Origin of the sequence: Clostridium sp., from assembly GCF_036642255.1 — a bacterium.
Taxonomy (GTDB): domain Bacteria; phylum Bacillota; class Clostridia; order Clostridiales; family Clostridiaceae; genus Clostridium_J.
Map to the genome: position 1 here is coordinate 18,457 of NZ_JAVWDJ010000029.1, position 18,539 is coordinate 36,995.

Consider the following 18,539-nt stretch of genomic DNA (forward strand, 5'->3'; position numbering starts at 1 on the left):
TAGAGTTTTAGCTTAACCATTAAAACCAACTTTTATCAAAACTCTTGGGCTTATTAAGTGATTAAATCTATTTGAAAGCTTAGATTTATTTAACTCTAATAAATGCAAAATCTTTAATGAAATTTAACATGTGATGATGGTTAAGGAGATAGACCAAAAGATAGATAACAGGTTAGAAGAATTTATAGCTCTATCCAGTAGTGGTTGAGGAAATTAAAATTGTTCATTATTTAAACATTGGGTTGGAGGAAAAGTAATGAAAGTATTAGTAACGGGAGCAAAAGGACAATTAGGTACTCAGTTAATTAATATATTAAAAAATGGTATAGCTGAACTAGGTGAATTACCAAGCAAAATAAAACCTTGTGAAATAGCTGCCTTTGATAAGAGTGAATTAGATATAACAGATTTAAATACTGTAAGAGAAGTGCTTTGTAGGGAAAAGCCTGAAGTGATAATTAATTGTGCTGCTTACACTAATGTGGATGGCTGTGAAACTAATGAAGATTTAGCCTTTAAGATTAACAGTATTGGTCCAAGAAACTTAGCTATAGTTAGTGAAGAAATAGGAGCAAAAATAGTGCATCTTTCCACAGACTATGTATTTCAGGGGAACGGAAATAAGCCTTATAGAGAATATGACAGCATAAATTCAGTAAGTGTCTATGGAAAAACTAAAGCACTAGGTGAAGAATATGTAAGAGAATTTTCTTCAAAATACTTTATAGTAAGAACAGCTTGGGTATATGGATATAGCGGAAAGAATTTTGTGAAAACCATTATAAAGGCTGCAAAAGAAAAAGGTCACTTAACAGTGGTTAATGATCAAAGGGGTAACCCAACTAATGCAGAAGATTTAGCGTATCATATTTTAAAGCTAATAATTACTGAAGAATATGGAATATATCACTGCAGTGGAGAAGGTGAATGCACTTGGTATGATTTTGCTAAAGCTATAATAGAGCTTTCAGGAATAAACTGCACTGTAGAGCCTACAACCTCGGAGAAATTTAATAGTGCGGCAAAAAGACCAACTTTTTCATCTTTAGATAATATGATGTTAAGATGTACTGTAGGAAATGAAATGAGACCTTGGGAAGAAGCCCTTAAAATGTTTATTAAGAACTTTAACCAGGGTTTGGAATAAGGGATATTTATTCCTATGATATCAAAACAGTTTTAACAGGTAAGAAGATTAAATCATGCAGACATTATTATTTAAAACTTTTTAAAAATCTGAAGTGAAATCAACTTTTTACCTTTTGAAGTTGTAGTAAAATGAAAACAGGAGAAAAAACATGAGTAGTATAAAAGCAAAATGGAATAAACTCTATGAAAGTCCAATAGTTAAGAATATCTTAGGGCTAGGATTATTTCGTGGTGGATATATAGTAGGAAACGTAATTTTAACTGGTTTAATTTATAGAAATGTTGGAGATGACCGAATTGCAGGAGTATGGTTTACCATTTTATCAATCCTAACTTGGATAAATATGCTGGATATGGGACTTGGAAATGGACTTAGAAACAAATTAAGTGATACTCTAAATGAAGGCAACCATACCTTAGCAAAGAAATATATAAGTACCACCTACTATATAATGGGGGTTTTAACGGTTATATTTTTAGCAGTGTTTACCGTATCAAATTTCTTTATAAATTGGAATAGTGTATTTAATATAGGGGAAGATGTATTAACAGGAAGAACCCTTAAAATAATGATGAATCTCATGATAAATTTTTATCTTATTTATTTTTATCTTTCTCTAATATGTCCAATATATCATGCAATACTTAAATCCTATGTAGTTAACTATATTTCCTTTTTAACTACAGCAGTAAATTGCATCATAATCTTTGTTTTGAATTTATTAAATATCAAAGATGTTGTTTTAATGAGTTTTATATATAACTTTTCATCTATAGTAATTGTACTTTGGATTAGTCTTAGAGATTTCAATGGAGAATTGAAACATATTAAACCTAGCTTCAAGTTTATTGATAAAACTCTTACAAAAGACATCCTAGGAATTAGCACGAAGTTTTTAATAGTTCAAATTGCCACTGTGGTATTATTTTCAACAGATAGTTTCCTTATAACAAAATTAATAGGGCCAGAAGAAGTAAGCCCTTATTATTTCGTAAGTAAGCTGTTTAGAAATTATATAACTGTATTTATTGTTATAATAACTCCTTTCTGGAGAGCCTTTTCTAAGGCGTACTTTGATAAGGATATAGCTTGGATTAAAAGTTCCTTTAAGAAGATATTTATTGCCACTGGTGGAATTTTTGTATGTATAATAATCACCATATTCATAACAAATCCAATCATTAAAGTATGGGCTGGTAAGGAGCAAAACATGAGCATGCCACTTATTATTGCCTGCGCAGCTTATACTATGATCCATATTTGGTGTACTATATTCCAATACTTCTTAAATGCTATAAATGAGCTAGATGTACAAATGATATCCTATATTTTTGCAGGAGCAATTAATATACCTCTATGTATTTTCTTAGTGAACAAGTTAGGCCTGGGAAGTACAGGTATTGCTATGGGAACAGGAATTTCCCTACTACTTTTTGCAGTGTTAGGACCTATAAGTACCTATAAAAATTTAAAGAAGCTTTCTGTGGACAATGGATAGGTTATCCATTTAAGGGATGTACTTATAAAAGTTAAGTGGTATAATTAAAAAAACTAAATCTATTTGAATAAACCCTAGGGGAAATAGGAGGAAGAAAATGAAAGTTTTAGTTTGTGGTGGAGCTGGTTACATAGGAAGTCACATGGTAGCTGAGCTTTTAGAACAAGGAAAAGAAGTTGTGGTACTAGATAACCTAGAAAAAGGACATAAAGAATCTCTATTTGGTGGAAAGCTTTATGTGGGAGACTTAAGAGACAGAAAAATATTAGATCAAGTTTTTACAGAAAATAAAATAGATGCAGTAATTGACTTTGCAGCTTATTCCTTAGTTGGAGAAAGCATGGAGGAGCCACTTAAGTATTTTAACAATAACGTATACGGAACTATAAGTCTTTTAGAGGCTATGAAAGATCATGGAGTTAAATACATAGTATTTTCTTCTACAGCGGCTACCTATGGGGAGCCAGAAACTATTCCAATAATGGAAAGTGATAAGACGGTTCCTACTAATGCTTATGGCGAATCTAAATTGTTAGTGGAAAAAGTACTAAGATGGTGTGATACTGCTTATGGAATAAAATATACTGCTCTAAGATATTTTAATGCAGCAGGTGCTCATATCAGTGGGAAAATTGGAGAAGATCACAGCCCAGAATCTCATTTAATACCTTTAATTCTGCAAGTAGCTCTTGGAAAAAGAGAAAATATAAAGATATTTGGAGAAGATTACAAAACTGAGGATGGCACTTGTATAAGAGATTACATTCATGTAAGCGACCTTGCTTCAGCTCATAGTTTGGCTCTGGATAGATTAATGAGAGGAGAAGAAAGTGCAATTTACAATCTAGGAAATGGCACAGGCTTCTCAGTGAAAGAAGTAATAGAAGTTACAAGAAAAGTAACAAATCACCCTATTCCAGCAGTAGTTTCAGAAAGAAGAGCAGGGGATCCAGCAATCCTAATTGCATCTTCTGAAAGAGCAGTTAAAGAACTAGGATGGAAACCTAAATATAATTCCTTAGAAACTATCATTGAAACTGCTTGGAATTGGCATAAGAATCATCCAAATGGATATTCAAAATAAAAAATTAAAAAGTAGTACTTTCTGGATAGTCTATATATCTTAGAGATTACAGTAAGTATAAATAAATTAAATATAAAAGATGAAAAACCCACAGGAAAATTTAAAGTGTATCCTCTGTAAAGGACATTTTAAGTCTCCTTTGGGTTTTAATTTTTGAGAATATATTAACAAGGTGAACAATCTTAAGGAGACAAAAAATGAAAGGCTATCCTTCTATGGAATATGTACCAATTATAACAAAATATATCCATTAGAATAATAGAAAACCATATGATATAATCCACTCAAAGAGGCGTAAAATCAAGGGTTAGTGCAGATTTTCCTAACATAGCCTTTTACATTACTATTGTACATATGGGAGGATAAAAATGAATAAAAAGTTAAGAGTACTATGTAGTTTAATATCAGCAACAATGATTGGTGGTATGTTAAATACTGCCACTGTGAAGGCTGCAACATTATCAGAATTGGATAGTATTTATGCTAACGCTTATAATGCAACGGTAAATGCAATGACAGTAAAAACTCAAAAGTCCGTTAATGAAGCCAGGGGTAAAATAGCACTAATACCAAAAAACTTAGATTGGGCTATTGGAGAATTTTCTAAGCAAGTTGATAAAATTCAACATCCAATATTTGTTACAGCTTATGAGGCAATTGTAAAAGCTCAAGCAACTCCAACACAAGCAAATATAAATGCTGCAAAAGCTGCCATAGACCCAGATATGCCGATTTTCTATAGAGGTTCATATAGCACAGCTGTAGATGTGATTCAACAAGGACTTATGAAAAATGCAGTAGATGCTTATAATAAAGCAGTTGAATCAATGTTACAAGAAGATATAGATGAAGCAAATAAATTATTTGACGAGATAAAAACGGCAGTAGATAGTTCAATTGTTGCGTGGGTAGATGCTGTACAAAACTTAGGTGACAATGAAGAATTAAATGATAGTGGTACTCATAAATTCAACTATGTAATTTCATCAGAAACTGGTACTTTTGGACCAGAAGATTCAGATAACCCTACTAAAATAGAGGGTAATATATTTTTAAACGAAACAAGTGGACAAGCAATTACATTACGTAATTTAAATATAACTGGTAATCTTTTAATTAACTTTGGAACAGGTGAAGTTATCTTAGAAAACGTTACTGTAGATGGAGTAACTGTTAACAATGTAGGTTCTCATTCCCTTTATGTTAAAGGAAGTTCAAATGTTAAAGCGCTTACAGTACAAGATAACAACGATGATGCTCGTATAGTAGTGGAAGGAACTGCTACCATAGCTAATGCTAAAGTATTATCTGGTGCAAAGCTTGAAGTTGCAGAAGGCTCAACTGTGGGAAAAGTTGATATAGCTACAAAAACACCTAGTAAAAAAGTTATTTTAAGTGGAAACTTAAACAATGTAGATGTAACTTCAGCAGGAACAATTGAAGTTATATCAGGTACAGTAAACCTATCTTCTAGCACAAATGTAGAAGTTACAGTAACAACAGGAATTGATGCAGTAGTTAATAAAGGTGAGGGCACAGACAGTGTTGTGGTAGCTCCATCATCAACATGGGATGTAAAAGATTTAGCTGGACTAAAAGCGGCATTACAAAATGAGAGAGTTGAAACAATCAACATCACAGCAGATATTAAAGATATTGCTGAAGCAATAGTAGTTAATCGTGAAGTAACAATCAATGGTGGAGACAAAGTATTAACTTTTACAAATGTTCTTAATACATTAGAAAATGGAAAAAGACAAGGAATTTTAGTTCTTTCAAACGGAGTTGAAATTAACGGTGTTACTGTGACAATGTCAGGGGAAGCTAATAAATGGCAAGGAGTTTACGGAATCCAAGTTTATAACTCAACTGATGTTATGCTTAACAATGTAGCTGTTTCAGGAGCAGATGGTGGAATCTTAGTAAATGGATCAGAAGTAGAATTAACAGGAGTAACAACAGTTAGTGGAAATGAGTTTGGTGGAATCGAAGTATCAAAAGGTACATCAGCAGAATTAACAAATTCAACATTAACAGTAACAGGAACTTTAGTTAATGCTTCTGAGGAATATGGCATGCCAACAATTTGGTTAGTAAATACCCAAGGAACTGTAACAGGAACAAATGCGCCAACTGCAATAAATACAACAATAAAAGCTGATCAAACTCAATATTATGTTACTACTGGAAATGAAGTAGCTAAGCCTTCTACTTATAAATTTGCATTCGAAGTACCAGAAGGAATTGTAGCAGGTACAGAGGTAACTGTTCCAGTAACCTTTGCAACTGATGTAACTAAGCAAACAGGATATGAAAAAGTAAGGTTTGAATTCAGCAATGAAGCTGTATCAACAGGAAATGTAACTTTCAAGGCTACAGATACAACTAATACAGAATATACTTTTACTAACAATGGGGTGTGGGGACCAGAATCAGGATTCCCAATTGCTGCAAATTACACTGTAACACAACCTTGGAAAGTAACCTTTGAAAAGGCGGGAACCTATACAATTACATTTAAATTAGTTGATAAGGCTAATAATGGTGCTGTAATTGCTGAAGGAACAACTGAGGTAGTTGTAGGAGAGCAAATTAATCAATAGTAGTTCTCGCACTAAATATATAACTAAATCTTTAGTGATTAGCTGAAATATTATATTGGTGTTAGACTACAGATATTTAAAATAGAAAAGTACTTGTTATTAAGAAAGTCCAGTAGAGAGAAATCTCTGCTGGGCTTTTAACTTTGCATGCTGAAACCAGCATAAACCCTATGTATTCTTATAAATATCTACAAATGTAAATATATATTTTTATATTTATATATGGAAGTATTCACATATTTATTTATTATTATTTTTATGTCTTTCTCTAAAGATAACTTGGAGTATCTTACTTGATGTTACCTTCAAATATTTTGCATTGGACAAATTGTTCATCACAAAATAAACAGTGAGTTTCTATTATTAGTACCGTAGAAAAAGTAGGTGAGCTTATAAATTATGAGAAAAGTATCTTTTCTTCTCATGAAATTATAAAACCCTTAAAAAAACCCACACTAGATGATATAATGTAAAAATGATAATCAAATCAATAGAAAGGTGAAGGTACATACCTTATGGTTTTTACATCTACGGTTTTTATGTTCATGTTTCTGCCAATAGTAGTTGGTGGATATTTTTTAATTAGAAAAGAATTTCGTAATATGCTGCTGCTTCTAGCTAGTTTATTATTTTATGCTTGGGGTGAGCCTAAGTTTGTTTTAGTAATGTTATTATCTATTATTATAAATTTTTATTTTGGAGTTCTAATACACAAGAATTTTGAGAATAAAAGTAAGAAAAAGCTTTACCTAGTTATTTGTTTAGTGCTTAATCTAGGGCTGCTGATATTCTTTAAATATGCTAATTTCTTAGTACATAATCTAAATAGCTTAATGGGATTGGTGTCTATAGAGTACACTGTTAACTTAAGAACTATTCCATTACCTATAGGAATATCCTTTTTTACCTTCCAAGGACTTTCTTATGTGGTTGACGTATACAGAAAAGATACTAAGGTTCAGAAGAATATATTTGATTTGGCACTATATATCGCTCTATTCCCTCAACTCATTGCAGGGCCTATTGTAAGATATCAAGATGTAGATAGGGAAATAGAAAAAAGAGAAATAACCATAGATAAAACCTATTATGGAATAAGAAGATTTATAATGGGTTTTGCTAAAAAGATCCTCATAGCCAATGGTACTGGAGAAATTGCAGATAAAATCTTTGCAATTCCATCAAATGAGTTAACCGCAGGGGTAGCTTGGTTAGGTATAATTTGTTATACCCTTCAAATTTACTATGATTTTTCAGGGTATTCTGATATGGCTATAGGTCTCGGAAAAGTTTTTGGGTTTAATTTCCTAGAAAACTTTAACTACCCATATATATCAAAAAGCATTAGAGAGTTTTGGAAACGATGGCACATATCTCTAACAACTTGGTTTAGAGATTATCTATACATTCCTCTAGGGGGGAATCGATGCTCCACAGCTAAGTCCTATAGGAATCAAATAATAGTATTTTTACTATCAGGGCTTTGGCATGGGGCAAGTTGGAATTTTATCTTTTGGGGAGCTTTCCATGGAACCTTCTTAGTAATTGAAAGAACTCCTATTGGAAAAGTATTAAATAGACTTTGGGCACCGATAAGACACCTATATGCCTTATTGATAATAATGGTGGGATGGGTATTCTTTAGAGCGGAGAACCTTACTGCAGGTTGGAATTATGTAAAAGCCATGTTTAGTGCAACAGGAACAAGTAATCTTTACTATCCAGCCCTTTATTTAAATAATAAATCCATGCTAATTTTAGTAGCAGGAATCATTTTTTCAGCACCGATAATGAAGTATTTAAAAGGCTTTATAAAAGGTTCCATAGAAGATAATCATGAAGAAAGTACAGTAAAAAAGGTTAAAAATTCTACTAATAATAGTAATGAGAAGAATTTCGAGGAAACTATAACAAATAAGAGCTTAAGCAGGGAAAGTGCAGTAACCTGTACCACATCAAATTCTAAAGATGAGGAGCAGAATGCAAACTCAATAACTCTTTCAAATAGTGATTTAAGAGAACTTTCTAAGAGAAAAGATGAAGAGGGGACTAAAGAAATTAATAAACTAAAGTCTAATAAATCTAGTTCTGATTCAAGCACCACAATATATTACTATTTAAGAGATTTAACACTGATAGTTTTATTTGTAGTTTGTTTAGTAACTCTATCCAGTACCACATATAATCCGTTTATTTATTTTAGATTCTAGTAGTGGAGGTGAAAATCATGGAAAGTAAGACAAGCAAAATATTAGCACAAACTAGAAATCTTGTTATTTTAACCTTAATATTCTTTGGGATTATTGCTGGTATATATAACGAAGCCTCTAAAAATGTGGTGAAACTTAATATTTCATCAAAAACTTCTAAAAATAATACCTATCAAGTGTTTTACACTAACAAAGTAAATAGCTTGTTTAATGAAGAGATGATTATAAATGCAGCTGTAAAGCCTAGTAAAGAATTTCAAGATATAAAATTTAAGATTCCTAGTAGGGAAATAGATAAGCTTAGAATTGATTTTGGAGTAAAGCCAGAAGAAGTCATAATAGAGAATATTACTCTAGAGCACAGATTGAAGAAGGTTGTCCTTTCACCGGCAAAAATTCTAGAGGTGTTTTCTAAGGTGGGAGAGCATGTTGAAAAAATTGAAGTGAAAGATAATTTATTATATATTATCTCTCAAAAAGAAGATCCTCTAATTTATGGGGAAAACACAGCTACTCTTTTGGAGCAAGGTGAAATAAATAAAGATTTAATGATAACTATAGCAATCATAGCAATAACCTTTGCTGCAATATCATTATGGATATATGGATTTATTAAAAGAAAGGGACTATCCATAAGAAAGCTTGGATTTATTTCAGTATTTATGATAGCTATTTTCCTACCAAGTACTTTAAATGCTGTAGGAATCCAAGTAGGCGAAAATACAGAACAAAGACAACTGGCAAAGAAACCTAGTTTTAAGCTAGATATAGAAACAATAAAGTCATATCCTAAGAATTATGAGAATTATTTAAATGATAACTTTGGACTTAAAAATTTACTTGTAAAATGGAATAGTTACTTAAATGTTAAATTACTAAATCAATCTCCTTCTCAAAAAGTTACAGTAGGAGAAGAAGGATGGCTCTACTATACTCAAGAGGGCAATGAGAACTTAATAGATGTATATAGAGGAGCAATTTTATTTAAAGAAGAAGAGTTATTAAAAATAAAAGAAAATTTAGAAGAGAGAAGAGATTGGCTTCAGTCTCAAGGAATTCCTTTTGTGATTACAGTGACTCCAAATAAGGAAACCATATATGGGGAATACCTACCAAATAACATCAAAAAAGTATCAGAGGAAACAAGATTAGATCAGCTACTTTCGTATTTAGAAAAAAACTCAGATATAGAAATTGTTGATATAAGGCAAAAACTTTTAGATAAAAAGAACGAAGAAAGATTATATGACAAAACAGATTCCCATTGGAATGAATATGGAGCATATATAGGATATAGTGCAATAATGGAAGAAGTGAATGAATATTTTCCTGAAATTAAACCTAAGGAGTTCCAAGATTTTAATGTTGAGAAAAAATGGATAAATGAGGGAGGCGATTTAGCTAAGCTCATTGGGATTCCAAAATCCTTTGCAGAAGAACATATAATTCTTACTCCAAAAGCTTCAAGAAAAGCTATCCCAGTAGGCGGCTATACATATAAGTTAGCTCAAGGAACGGTAATGGATACTGCAGATAAGTCACTTCCAAAGCTACTTATGTTTAGGGATTCTTTCACCGTAAGATTATTACCACTTATATCAGAGCATTTTAGCACTTCAATATATCAATGGAGTCACACCTTTGATGAGAAATTAATATTGCAAACAAAGCCAGATATAGTGATTCATCAAATAACTGAAAGATTCATAGGAGAATTACTAAGAGAAAATCCTAAAGCGATAAAAAAGTAAATACAAAAAACAAACTCACAGGGAAAATATTTCCTGTGAGTTTCTATATTTTAAGAAAAATTTAACAATGGCATTATTTACTATACAAAAAGTGAATTAAATAGTAAACTAAAAGCATAACTTATATGGTGATTATGCCGAAATAAGTTTAATTATGAACAAATGTGGCACACTAATTACACCAATTAATATATTATTTATGCCATAAATATGTTAAGCAAGAAATTTTATCTAATAGCACAGAAGAAGTTATTATGCTATAATGTATGTGAATTTCACACCACTATATATAAATCGACATTTTTCCAAAACACTTAATAGTTAGCAATAAAATTCAGGCTAGTAATTTTAACCAATGATTAGTCCTGTTTTAAATAAGATGAAAAATTAAGATGGTTAGTGCTGTGAAGTTACTAAATAAATTTAATATTAAGATGACACCATATAATTTTAATTATGGAAGTAACTAATCTCCTATTGAAGGAGAATAAATAAAATACACTTCATAATAAATGAATTTTTAGGCTTTTAAGATGAAAAATTTAAAAATTAAAACTTAAAGACCTTATAGGAACCAAGATGTTCTTATTTATAAGAAAAATGTTGAGTTTGGTTCCATACAAATAAATAAACAGTAAAAATATATAACTGTTTAAATTTATGGTGAATTAGAGGAGGATATTATATGTCTGAAGTACAAACACATAATATGCAAGTAACTATAAAAGAAAATATTAAAGAAAAAGGTTTTTTATATAACTTTACTAAAAGACTAATGGATATAATAGGCGCAGCAGTAGGCCTTGTATTACTTAGTCCAGTATTTTTAATACTAGCTATATTAGTTAAGTTAGATTCTAAAGGACCTGTATTTTTTGCCCATAAAAGGTTGGGCCATAGAGGAAAAATAATAAAAATATATAAATTCAGAAGCATGGTTATCAATGCTGAAGAATTATTAAATAATCTAACTCCAGAACAAAAAAAGGAATTTGACGAAAACTTTAAGTTAGAAAATGATCCTAGAATAACAAAAATGGGAGATTTTTTAAGAAGAACAAGTTTAGATGAATTACCACAGTTAGTAAATATCCTTCAGGGAGATTTAAGTATAGTAGGACCAAGACCTATCGTAGAGAAGGAAATTGAACTTTATGGTAAGTACGGTAAGAAGTTTTTAAGTGTAAAGCCTGGCTTAACAGGAAACTGGCAAGCAAATGGTAGAAGTGACACAACTTATGATGAAAGAGTACAGCTTGATATGGATTATATAGATAAAAGAACTATATGGATGGATATAGCGATTATTTTAAAGACTGCCGTAGTGGTGTTTAAAAGAGAAGGTGCAAGATAATCCAGTACACAATACTAAAAACATAGTGAGAAGGTGCTTAAATGAAGAAATATGATTACTTAATAGTAGGTGCGGGATTGTACGGATCAGTATTTGCTTATGAAGCTACTAAAAGAGGAAAGACTTGCCTAGTAATTGATAAGAGAAATCATATAGGTGGCAATATATACTGTGAAAGTATAGAAGGAATTAATGTGCATAAATACGGAGCTCATATTTTTCATACTAGCGATGATGAGATATGGAGCTATGTTAATAAATTTACAGAATTTAATAGATACACAAATTCTCCAATAGCAAATTTTAATGGGGAAATATACAATATGCCTTTTAATATGAATACCTTTAATAAATTGTGGGGAGTAGTGACTCCGAAGCAAGCAAAGGAAAAGATAGAAGAGCAAAGAAGTATATTAGGAAATAAGACACCAGAAAATTTAGAAGAACAAGCTATTTCCTTAGTAGGAACAGATATCTACGAAAAGCTTATAAAGGGATATACAGAAAAACAATGGGGTAGAAGCGCAACAGAACTACCTCCTTTTATAATAAAAAGATTACCAGTGAGATTTACTTACGATAATAACTACTTTAATGATAAGTATCAAGGAATACCTATAGGTGGTTACAATGTTATAATTGAAAATCTTCTTAAGGATTGTGAGGTAAAACTTAGCTGTGATTACTTTGAAAATAGAGAAACTCTAAATAACCTTGCAGATAAAGTGTTATTTACAGGGATGATTGATGAGTTTTATGAGCATAGGTACGGAGTTTTAGAGTATAGAAGTTTAAGGTTTGAAACTGAGACTTTAAAAGAAGAAAATTACCAAGGAAATGCTGTAGTAAATTACACAGATAGGGAAACCCCGTATACAAGGGTAATTGAACATAAACATTTTGAATTTGGAACCAGTGAAACTACAGTAATAACAAAGGAATATCCAAAGGAATGGGAAAAGGGTGATGAACCTTATTATCCAGTATTTGATAAAAAGAATTTAGATTTATTTAATGAATATAAAGCTCTTGCGGATAAAGAGGATAAAGTAATATTTGGGGGAAGACTTGGAGAGTATAAATATTACGATATGCATAATGTAATAAGAGCGGCGTTAAAAAAAGTAAAAGAGGAGTTTAGGGATTAATGGATATAAAAATACTGGTGGCAACACATAAAAAGTATAAAATGCCAAAAGAAAATATATACATCCCCATCCATGTAGGAAGTGAAGGAAAACAAGATTTGGGATATGTGGGAGACAACACTGGGGACAACATATCTAAGAAAAACCCAAATTATTGTGAACTAACAGGACTATATTGGGCATCTAAAAATTTAAAATGCGATTATATAGGATTGTGCCACTACAGAAGATATTTTACAAATAAAAGCTTCCTCTCCAGAATAGATAACTCGAAAGACAAGTTTCAAATGATTCTAACTAAAAGTGAGATAGAAGAGCTTTTAAAGGATAGTGATGTTATTCTTCCAAGAAAGAGGAATTACTACATAGAAACAATAAAATCGCATTATAGACATGCTCACTATATAGAAGATTTAAATAAAGTAGAAGAAATAATAAAAGAAAAACATAGTGACTATTTAGAGAGCTTTAACGTAGTAATGAAGGGAACAAGACTTCATTTATTTAATATGTTTATAATGAAAAAAGAGCATTTTGATGAATACTCTGATTGGCTTTTTTCTATATTGTTTGAACTAGAAAAAAGAGTAGATATATCAAAATATGATGCTTATCAAAGTAGAATCTTCGGGTTCTTAAGTGAAAGATTATTCAATGTATGGCTAGAAAAAAAGGCACTGAAAGAAAAAGAAGTTCCGGTAGTAAATCTAGAAAAAGTAGATTGGATAAAGAAAGCAAATGAATTCTTAAAAAGAAAGTATAGAAGTTAGAACTTAACCATGTTTTAAAGAGATAAGTAATGGTGTCTTTGGAAGATCATAAGACGAAAGATTAAACTTTCTAACAGATGTTAGTTTGTTAAGGGTTAAATCTTTTTATAAAGCCGTTAAATAAAAGAAATTTGTTTATTATTTAAAGAAAGGGGACTATTATGAGAAACTTAATATTTTATTTTTCTAGTTTGATATTTAAGGCTTTTAGTATAGTACCCATAAAAAATAACAGAATTATACTAGAGTGTGAGTATGGTAAAGGTTTCTATGGAAACCTTCTCTACATTTACAAGGAAATAAGGAAACGAGATTTAGATGTGGAAATTATTATTCCCCTAAATAGAGGTGTGATCATAGATTTACAGCAAGAAGAAAATGTTAAGCTTATAACCACTCGCTCCATAAGTCATTTGTATTATCTAGCCACCTCAAAATACTGGATTACTGACAATCATTATTATCAATTTCTAAGAAAAAGAAAAGACACAATAATGATAAATACCTGGCATGCACTGGGAGCCTTCAAAAAATTTGGATTACACTCAGCAAAAGGTGAAGATGTAGAAAGATTTAAGAAGGATGGAGAAAATATTGATTATCTATTAGTAAGTGCTGATAAGCTAAAGAGTATTTATTCTGAGGCATTAAATGTACCTACAGATAGAATATTATCCCTTGGAATCCCAAGAACAGATCCACTATTTGATGAAAGTTATAAAAGTAATATAAAAGGAAAGTTCTTAGATAAGCATAAGGTAGCAAGTGGGAAAAAACTAATCTTATACGCTCCAACTTTTAGGGATAACGAAAAAGAGACGTTTAATATGAAGCTAGATTTAGGGTTACTTAAAAGAGTTTTAGGTGAAGAATATTTAATACTATTAAAGCTTCATCCAATAATAAGAAACAAGGACATAATTCCAGAGAATATGAAGAATTTTGTACTGGATGTGAATAATGAAAATATCAATGATTTGATGATAGCTTCAGATTTTTTAATAACAGATTATTCTTCAGTAGTGTTTGAATACGCTCTTCTTGAGAAACCTATGATATTCTTTGCTTATGATTATGATGACTTTAAAGAAAATCTTAGGGATTTTTATTTTCCTTACGAGGAATTTGTACCAGGACCTATAGTAAAAACTACAAAAGAGGTTATAGAAGCAATAAAAAGCAATAACTTCCCAATAGATAAAGTTAAAAAGTTTTCCAAGGAGTTTTGTGGCTTTGTTGGTGGAAAATCTAGTGAGAGATTTGTAGAATTCTTTTTGAGTAAATACAAAAGACATTAGAGAAAATTTAATTGAGAAAGTTTTCTTTAATTATATAGCGGATAAATTTCAAATAATTTTTAAAAGTAGTCTCAAAGAATTCTTTAAGGAAAAGATAAATTTTAATATCAAACTGATTTTTATAATCAGCTTAAATACACAAATTGTTTGTGGAGGTGTTTTATGAACATAGGAATTATATTAGCTGGTGGAAGTGGCACTAGAATGGGTAGCGACGTTCCTAAGCAATTTATAGATATATACGGAAAACCTTTAATAGTTCACACTATTGAGGCCTTTGATATAAATCCAAACATCCAATATATTGCAGTGATCTGCAAGGAAGATTGGAAAGAAGATCTAATGATTTGGATAAGAAAATATGGATTAACCAAAGTAAAATGGATAATTGATGGCGGGGATACAAGACAAGGTTCTGTTTACAATGGAATCTCTCAGCTTAAAGATTTTTGTAAGGATGAGGATATATTAGTAATCCATGATGCTGCAAGACCAATGGTGTCTCAAAGAATAATTGATGAAAATATAACCTATACAGAAAAATTTGGTGCTGTGGACACAGTAATTCCTAGTGCTGATACTATCATTAAAAGTGTAGATGGAGAAATTATCGATGCAGTGCCAGTGAGAAAAGAATTATATCTTGGCCAAACTCCACAAAGCTTTAACTTTGGACTTATAAAAGCAGCTCACGAAGAAGCTATAAACGCAGGAGACTTAAATGCCACTGATGATTGTCAATTGGTGCTAAAGCTAAATAAAAAAGTTCATCTTGTAAAGGGAGACAAATTAAACTTTAAGGTAACTACCTTTGAAGATTTATTATTATTAAAATCCATAATAAAGCTTGGAAAACTAGAGGTGAACTAATATGCTAAGTAAAGGGTTTAAAGTGGTATCTCCAAAAACCTTTGAAATATATTATGAAGATGTATTGGTAAAAGAAAATGAGGCCCTAGTAAAAATGGAAATGGGTGCTGTTTGTAAGGCAGATCTTAGATATTACCTAGGCCAAAGGGAAGAGCGAATACTAGGACTTAAATATCCAATGAGATTACTTCATGAAGTAGTAGGAACCATTCTAAAAGACCCTACAAACACCTTGAAAGTAGGTCAAAAGGTAGTGCTAGTACCTAATATTTCTGATTGTGCTAAGGATTGTTTAAGTGGGTGTAGTTTTCAGGAAACCTTAGGAGAAAATTATTGCCCTAAGGCTAAATTTGCCTCCAGTAACATAGATGGATTTTCTTGTGAATACATAAGTTTTCCTGTATCTAACATAATACCAGTAAAGGAAGAAGTTCCTTCAGAAAAAGCAGTTTTTGCAGAGTTAACCTCTGTAGCCCTTGCTGCCATAAGAAGGTATCCCGATTTAAACAATAAGGTAATAGGGGTATGGGGAGATGGAGTAGTAGGATACATTTTAACCAGTGTATTAAAAACTATTACTAATAGCAAAATTATAGCTGTAGGAAAAACTCCAGCTAAGCTAGAGAAGTTTCCAGCGAACAAAACCTATTTAGCACAAGATAAAAATATTAAAGAAGAACATATAGATATTGCCTTTGAGTGTGTAGGGGGAAAAGCCTCTCAATATGCTCTAAACGAAATAATAGATAACATAGCTATTGGAGGAAAAATAGTTCTAACTGGAGTTTCTGAAAGTAGTATAGAAATTAATACAAGAAAAATCCTAGAAAAGGGTATTCTTCTAACAGGGTCCACAAGAAGTTCTGTGGAAGACTTTAAAAAGGCTGTAGAGTTAATAGAAGGAACTCAGTATAGTGAATACTTAACCACTCTAATCAGCGATATAGTAACAATAAAGGATATCAGCGACTACTATAATGTGTTTGAATATGAAGCACAAAACCGAGATTTAGGAAAAAATGTGCTTAAGTTTCAATTTTAAATAAAGCACCTACGAGGTCGGTCCATATTATGGATGAACCTGTGAGGTGACGATAAAATATGGATGCACCTCGGAGGTGTTGTAACAATGGCAAATACGGTGTCTGTAATAATACCTGTTTATAATGTGGGAAAATACATAATAAAAACTATAGATTCTTTGATAAATCAAAGCTTTAAAGATTTTGAACTCATATTAGTTAATGATGGTTCCAAGGATAATAGCATAGAGTTAGCAGAAGAAAGGCTAAGTGGAACTGATCTAAATTATAGAGTTATTAATAAAGTAAATGAGGGTGTAAGTAAGGCAAGAAATGTAGGGATAAATGAATCAAAGGGTAAATATATTTACTTCTTAGATGCAGATGACTACATAGATGATACCTTGCTGGAGAAAATGTATAACTGTGCAGAAAAAGAAAATGCACAAGTGGTATTTTGTGGGTACACACATTTAAATGCTCAGGGTGAATACAAACCTGGTGCTGTTAATACTCTTCTAAAGGTTCATAAATATTTAGATAAACCCATAGGTGGCTTAGAAGCTGCAGGGAAGATGTTGAGAAATGAATTTTGGATAAGTGCCATTTCTGGATTTTATGATTCTAGTTTTTTAAAGGGAAATAAAATATTATTCCCTGAGAATATTAAATTTGGTGAAGATACTATTTTTGCAATAAAGGCGTTGATGCATGCGAAACTTGTGGCAAGTGTTAATGAACCGCTAGTTTATTATGTTCGTAGGGAAACTTCTGTAAGTAAAAATGCAGATGAAAAGTACTTTCACTTACATGAATCTAACTTAGAAATCCTTAGATATAATGAAGAAAACTTTAAAGATAAAGCTGTGGAGAGCGCACTTTTAGAATATAAAATTCCTCACTCCATTATAAGAATCTTTTCTTCCCTTGCCAAAAGTGGAAGAAGTAAAGAGGAATTATTTAAATTTATAAAAGATAAGAAAGTAAAATCCTATTTAAGAGGATTTAAAATAAATGGTGATAAAGATAATATAAAGTTTAAAATAGCAGCTAGTAACATACTTATGGTCCCTCATGTGACCTACAGGCTGTTCAATTTAAAGGGAAAGTTAAAGTAATAAAAAGTAATTGGAGAAGGTTATGCGAGTTAAACATGCTAAAAGAAATGTAATATACGGAATAACAACCTATGTGTTTTTGATGGTGTTAACCTTCGTAAATAGAAAATTCTTCATTAATATTCTTGGGGAAGATATGGCAGGGCTTCAAGGCTTGCTCCTTAACATACTAAGTTTTTTAAATTTAGTGGAATCGGGAGTTGGAATGGCCATAATGTTTTCCCTTTACAAGCCCTTTGCAGAGAATGATAGACCACAAATAAAGGGTATCCTAGGACTTTATTCTAAAATATATAGAGTTTCTGGATCAGTGCTATTAATAGTGGGGTTATTACTTTCAAACTACTTAGGGATTTTTGTTAAGAATCAAATTAGTTTAGATTATGTGCAACTTTGTTTTATATTTTATGTTTTAGATACCGCAATGACCTATTTCTTTTCCTATAAGACTTGCCTACTTTATGCAAGCCAAAATGGATACATTATATCTCTATGGGACTTTGTTTTTAAATTTTTAAGATATACAGTGCAAATAGCTGTACTCTTCATCTTTAAGTCCTTCCTTGTATTTATTATAGTACAACTAATTACTAACCTGCTTTATTACATAACCATAAACTTTATTGTAAATAAGAAGTTTTCGTGGATTAGAGAAGAAAAGCC

General features: G+C 31.2%; 13 protein-coding genes and 1 pseudogene. All 14 read left to right on the top strand.

Annotation, left to right across the window (positions count from 1 at the left end; all coding sequences use genetic code 11):
* Positions 1–256 precede the first annotated feature (256 nt).
* A complete protein-coding gene (rfbD, locus tag RR409_RS14550; RefSeq protein ID WP_332558495.1) occupies positions 257–1,147 on the top strand; it encodes a dTDP-4-dehydrorhamnose reductase in 891 nt (296 codons plus the stop codon).
* A 151-nt stretch (positions 1,148–1,298) separates the two neighbouring features.
* On the top strand, positions 1,299–2,648 hold the full coding sequence (locus RR409_RS14555; protein ID WP_332558496.1) for a hypothetical protein: 1,350 nt from the start codon (positions 1,299–1,301) through the stop codon (positions 2,646–2,648).
* Between the two features lie 97 nt (positions 2,649–2,745).
* Positions 2,746–3,732 carry a UDP-glucose 4-epimerase GalE gene (gene galE, locus RR409_RS14560; protein WP_332558497.1) on the top strand — a complete coding sequence of 329 codons (987 nt, stop codon included), beginning with the start codon at positions 2,746–2,748 and terminating at the stop codon, positions 3,730–3,732.
* A gap of 368 nt (positions 3,733–4,100) precedes the next feature.
* Positions 4,101–6,335 (top strand): pectate lyase-like adhesive domain-containing protein, encoded by a 2,235-nt coding sequence (locus tag RR409_RS14565; protein WP_332558498.1) that lies wholly within the window; start codon positions 4,101–4,103, stop codon positions 6,333–6,335.
* Between the two features lie 515 nt (positions 6,336–6,850).
* Positions 6,851–8,545, top strand: a complete 1,695-nt coding sequence (locus RR409_RS14570) for an MBOAT family protein (protein ID WP_332558499.1) — start codon at positions 6,851–6,853, stop codon at positions 8,543–8,545.
* Positions 8,546–8,562: 17 nt separating this feature from the next.
* Positions 8,563–10,296 carry a hypothetical protein gene (locus tag RR409_RS14575; protein ID WP_332558500.1) on the top strand — a complete coding sequence of 578 codons (1,734 nt, stop codon included), beginning with the start codon at positions 8,563–8,565 and terminating at the stop codon, positions 10,294–10,296.
* A gap of 685 nt (positions 10,297–10,981) precedes the next feature.
* Positions 10,982–11,650, top strand: coding sequence for a sugar transferase (locus RR409_RS14580; protein ID WP_332558501.1), 669 nt, complete (start codon positions 10,982–10,984; stop codon positions 11,648–11,650).
* Between the two features lie 41 nt (positions 11,651–11,691).
* A complete protein-coding gene (gene glf / locus RR409_RS14585; protein WP_332558502.1) occupies positions 11,692–12,798 on the top strand; it encodes a UDP-galactopyranose mutase in 1,107 nt (368 codons plus the stop codon).
* Positions 12,798–13,568 (top strand): DUF4422 domain-containing protein, encoded by a 771-nt coding sequence (locus RR409_RS14590; protein WP_332558503.1) that lies wholly within the window; start codon positions 12,798–12,800, stop codon positions 13,566–13,568. The genes glf and RR409_RS14590 overlap by 1 nt, the downstream gene beginning before the upstream one ends.
* 161 nt (positions 13,569–13,729) lie before the next feature.
* Complete coding sequence (locus RR409_RS14595; protein WP_332558504.1) at positions 13,730–14,866, top strand: CDP-glycerol glycerophosphotransferase family protein; 1,137 nt, start codon at positions 13,730–13,732, stop codon at positions 14,864–14,866.
* Positions 14,867–15,028: 162 nt separating this feature from the next.
* On the top strand, positions 15,029–15,736 hold the full coding sequence (ispD, locus tag RR409_RS14600) for a 2-C-methyl-D-erythritol 4-phosphate cytidylyltransferase (RefSeq protein WP_332558505.1): 708 nt from the start codon (positions 15,029–15,031) through the stop codon (positions 15,734–15,736).
* A gap of 1 nt (position 15,737) precedes the next feature.
* The gene (locus RR409_RS14605; RefSeq protein ID WP_332558506.1) at positions 15,738–16,778 is read left to right on the top strand and encodes an alcohol dehydrogenase catalytic domain-containing protein; all 1,041 of its coding nucleotides are present in this window, start codon (positions 15,738–15,740) and stop codon (positions 16,776–16,778) included.
* Positions 16,779–16,865: 87 nt separating this feature from the next.
* Positions 16,866–17,876, top strand: a complete 1,011-nt coding sequence (locus RR409_RS14610) for a glycosyltransferase (RefSeq protein ID WP_332558507.1) — start codon at positions 16,866–16,868, stop codon at positions 17,874–17,876.
* Between the two features lie 22 nt (positions 17,877–17,898).
* Positions 17,899–18,539, top strand: a pseudogene (locus RR409_RS14615) (O-unit flippase); the annotation flags it as partial.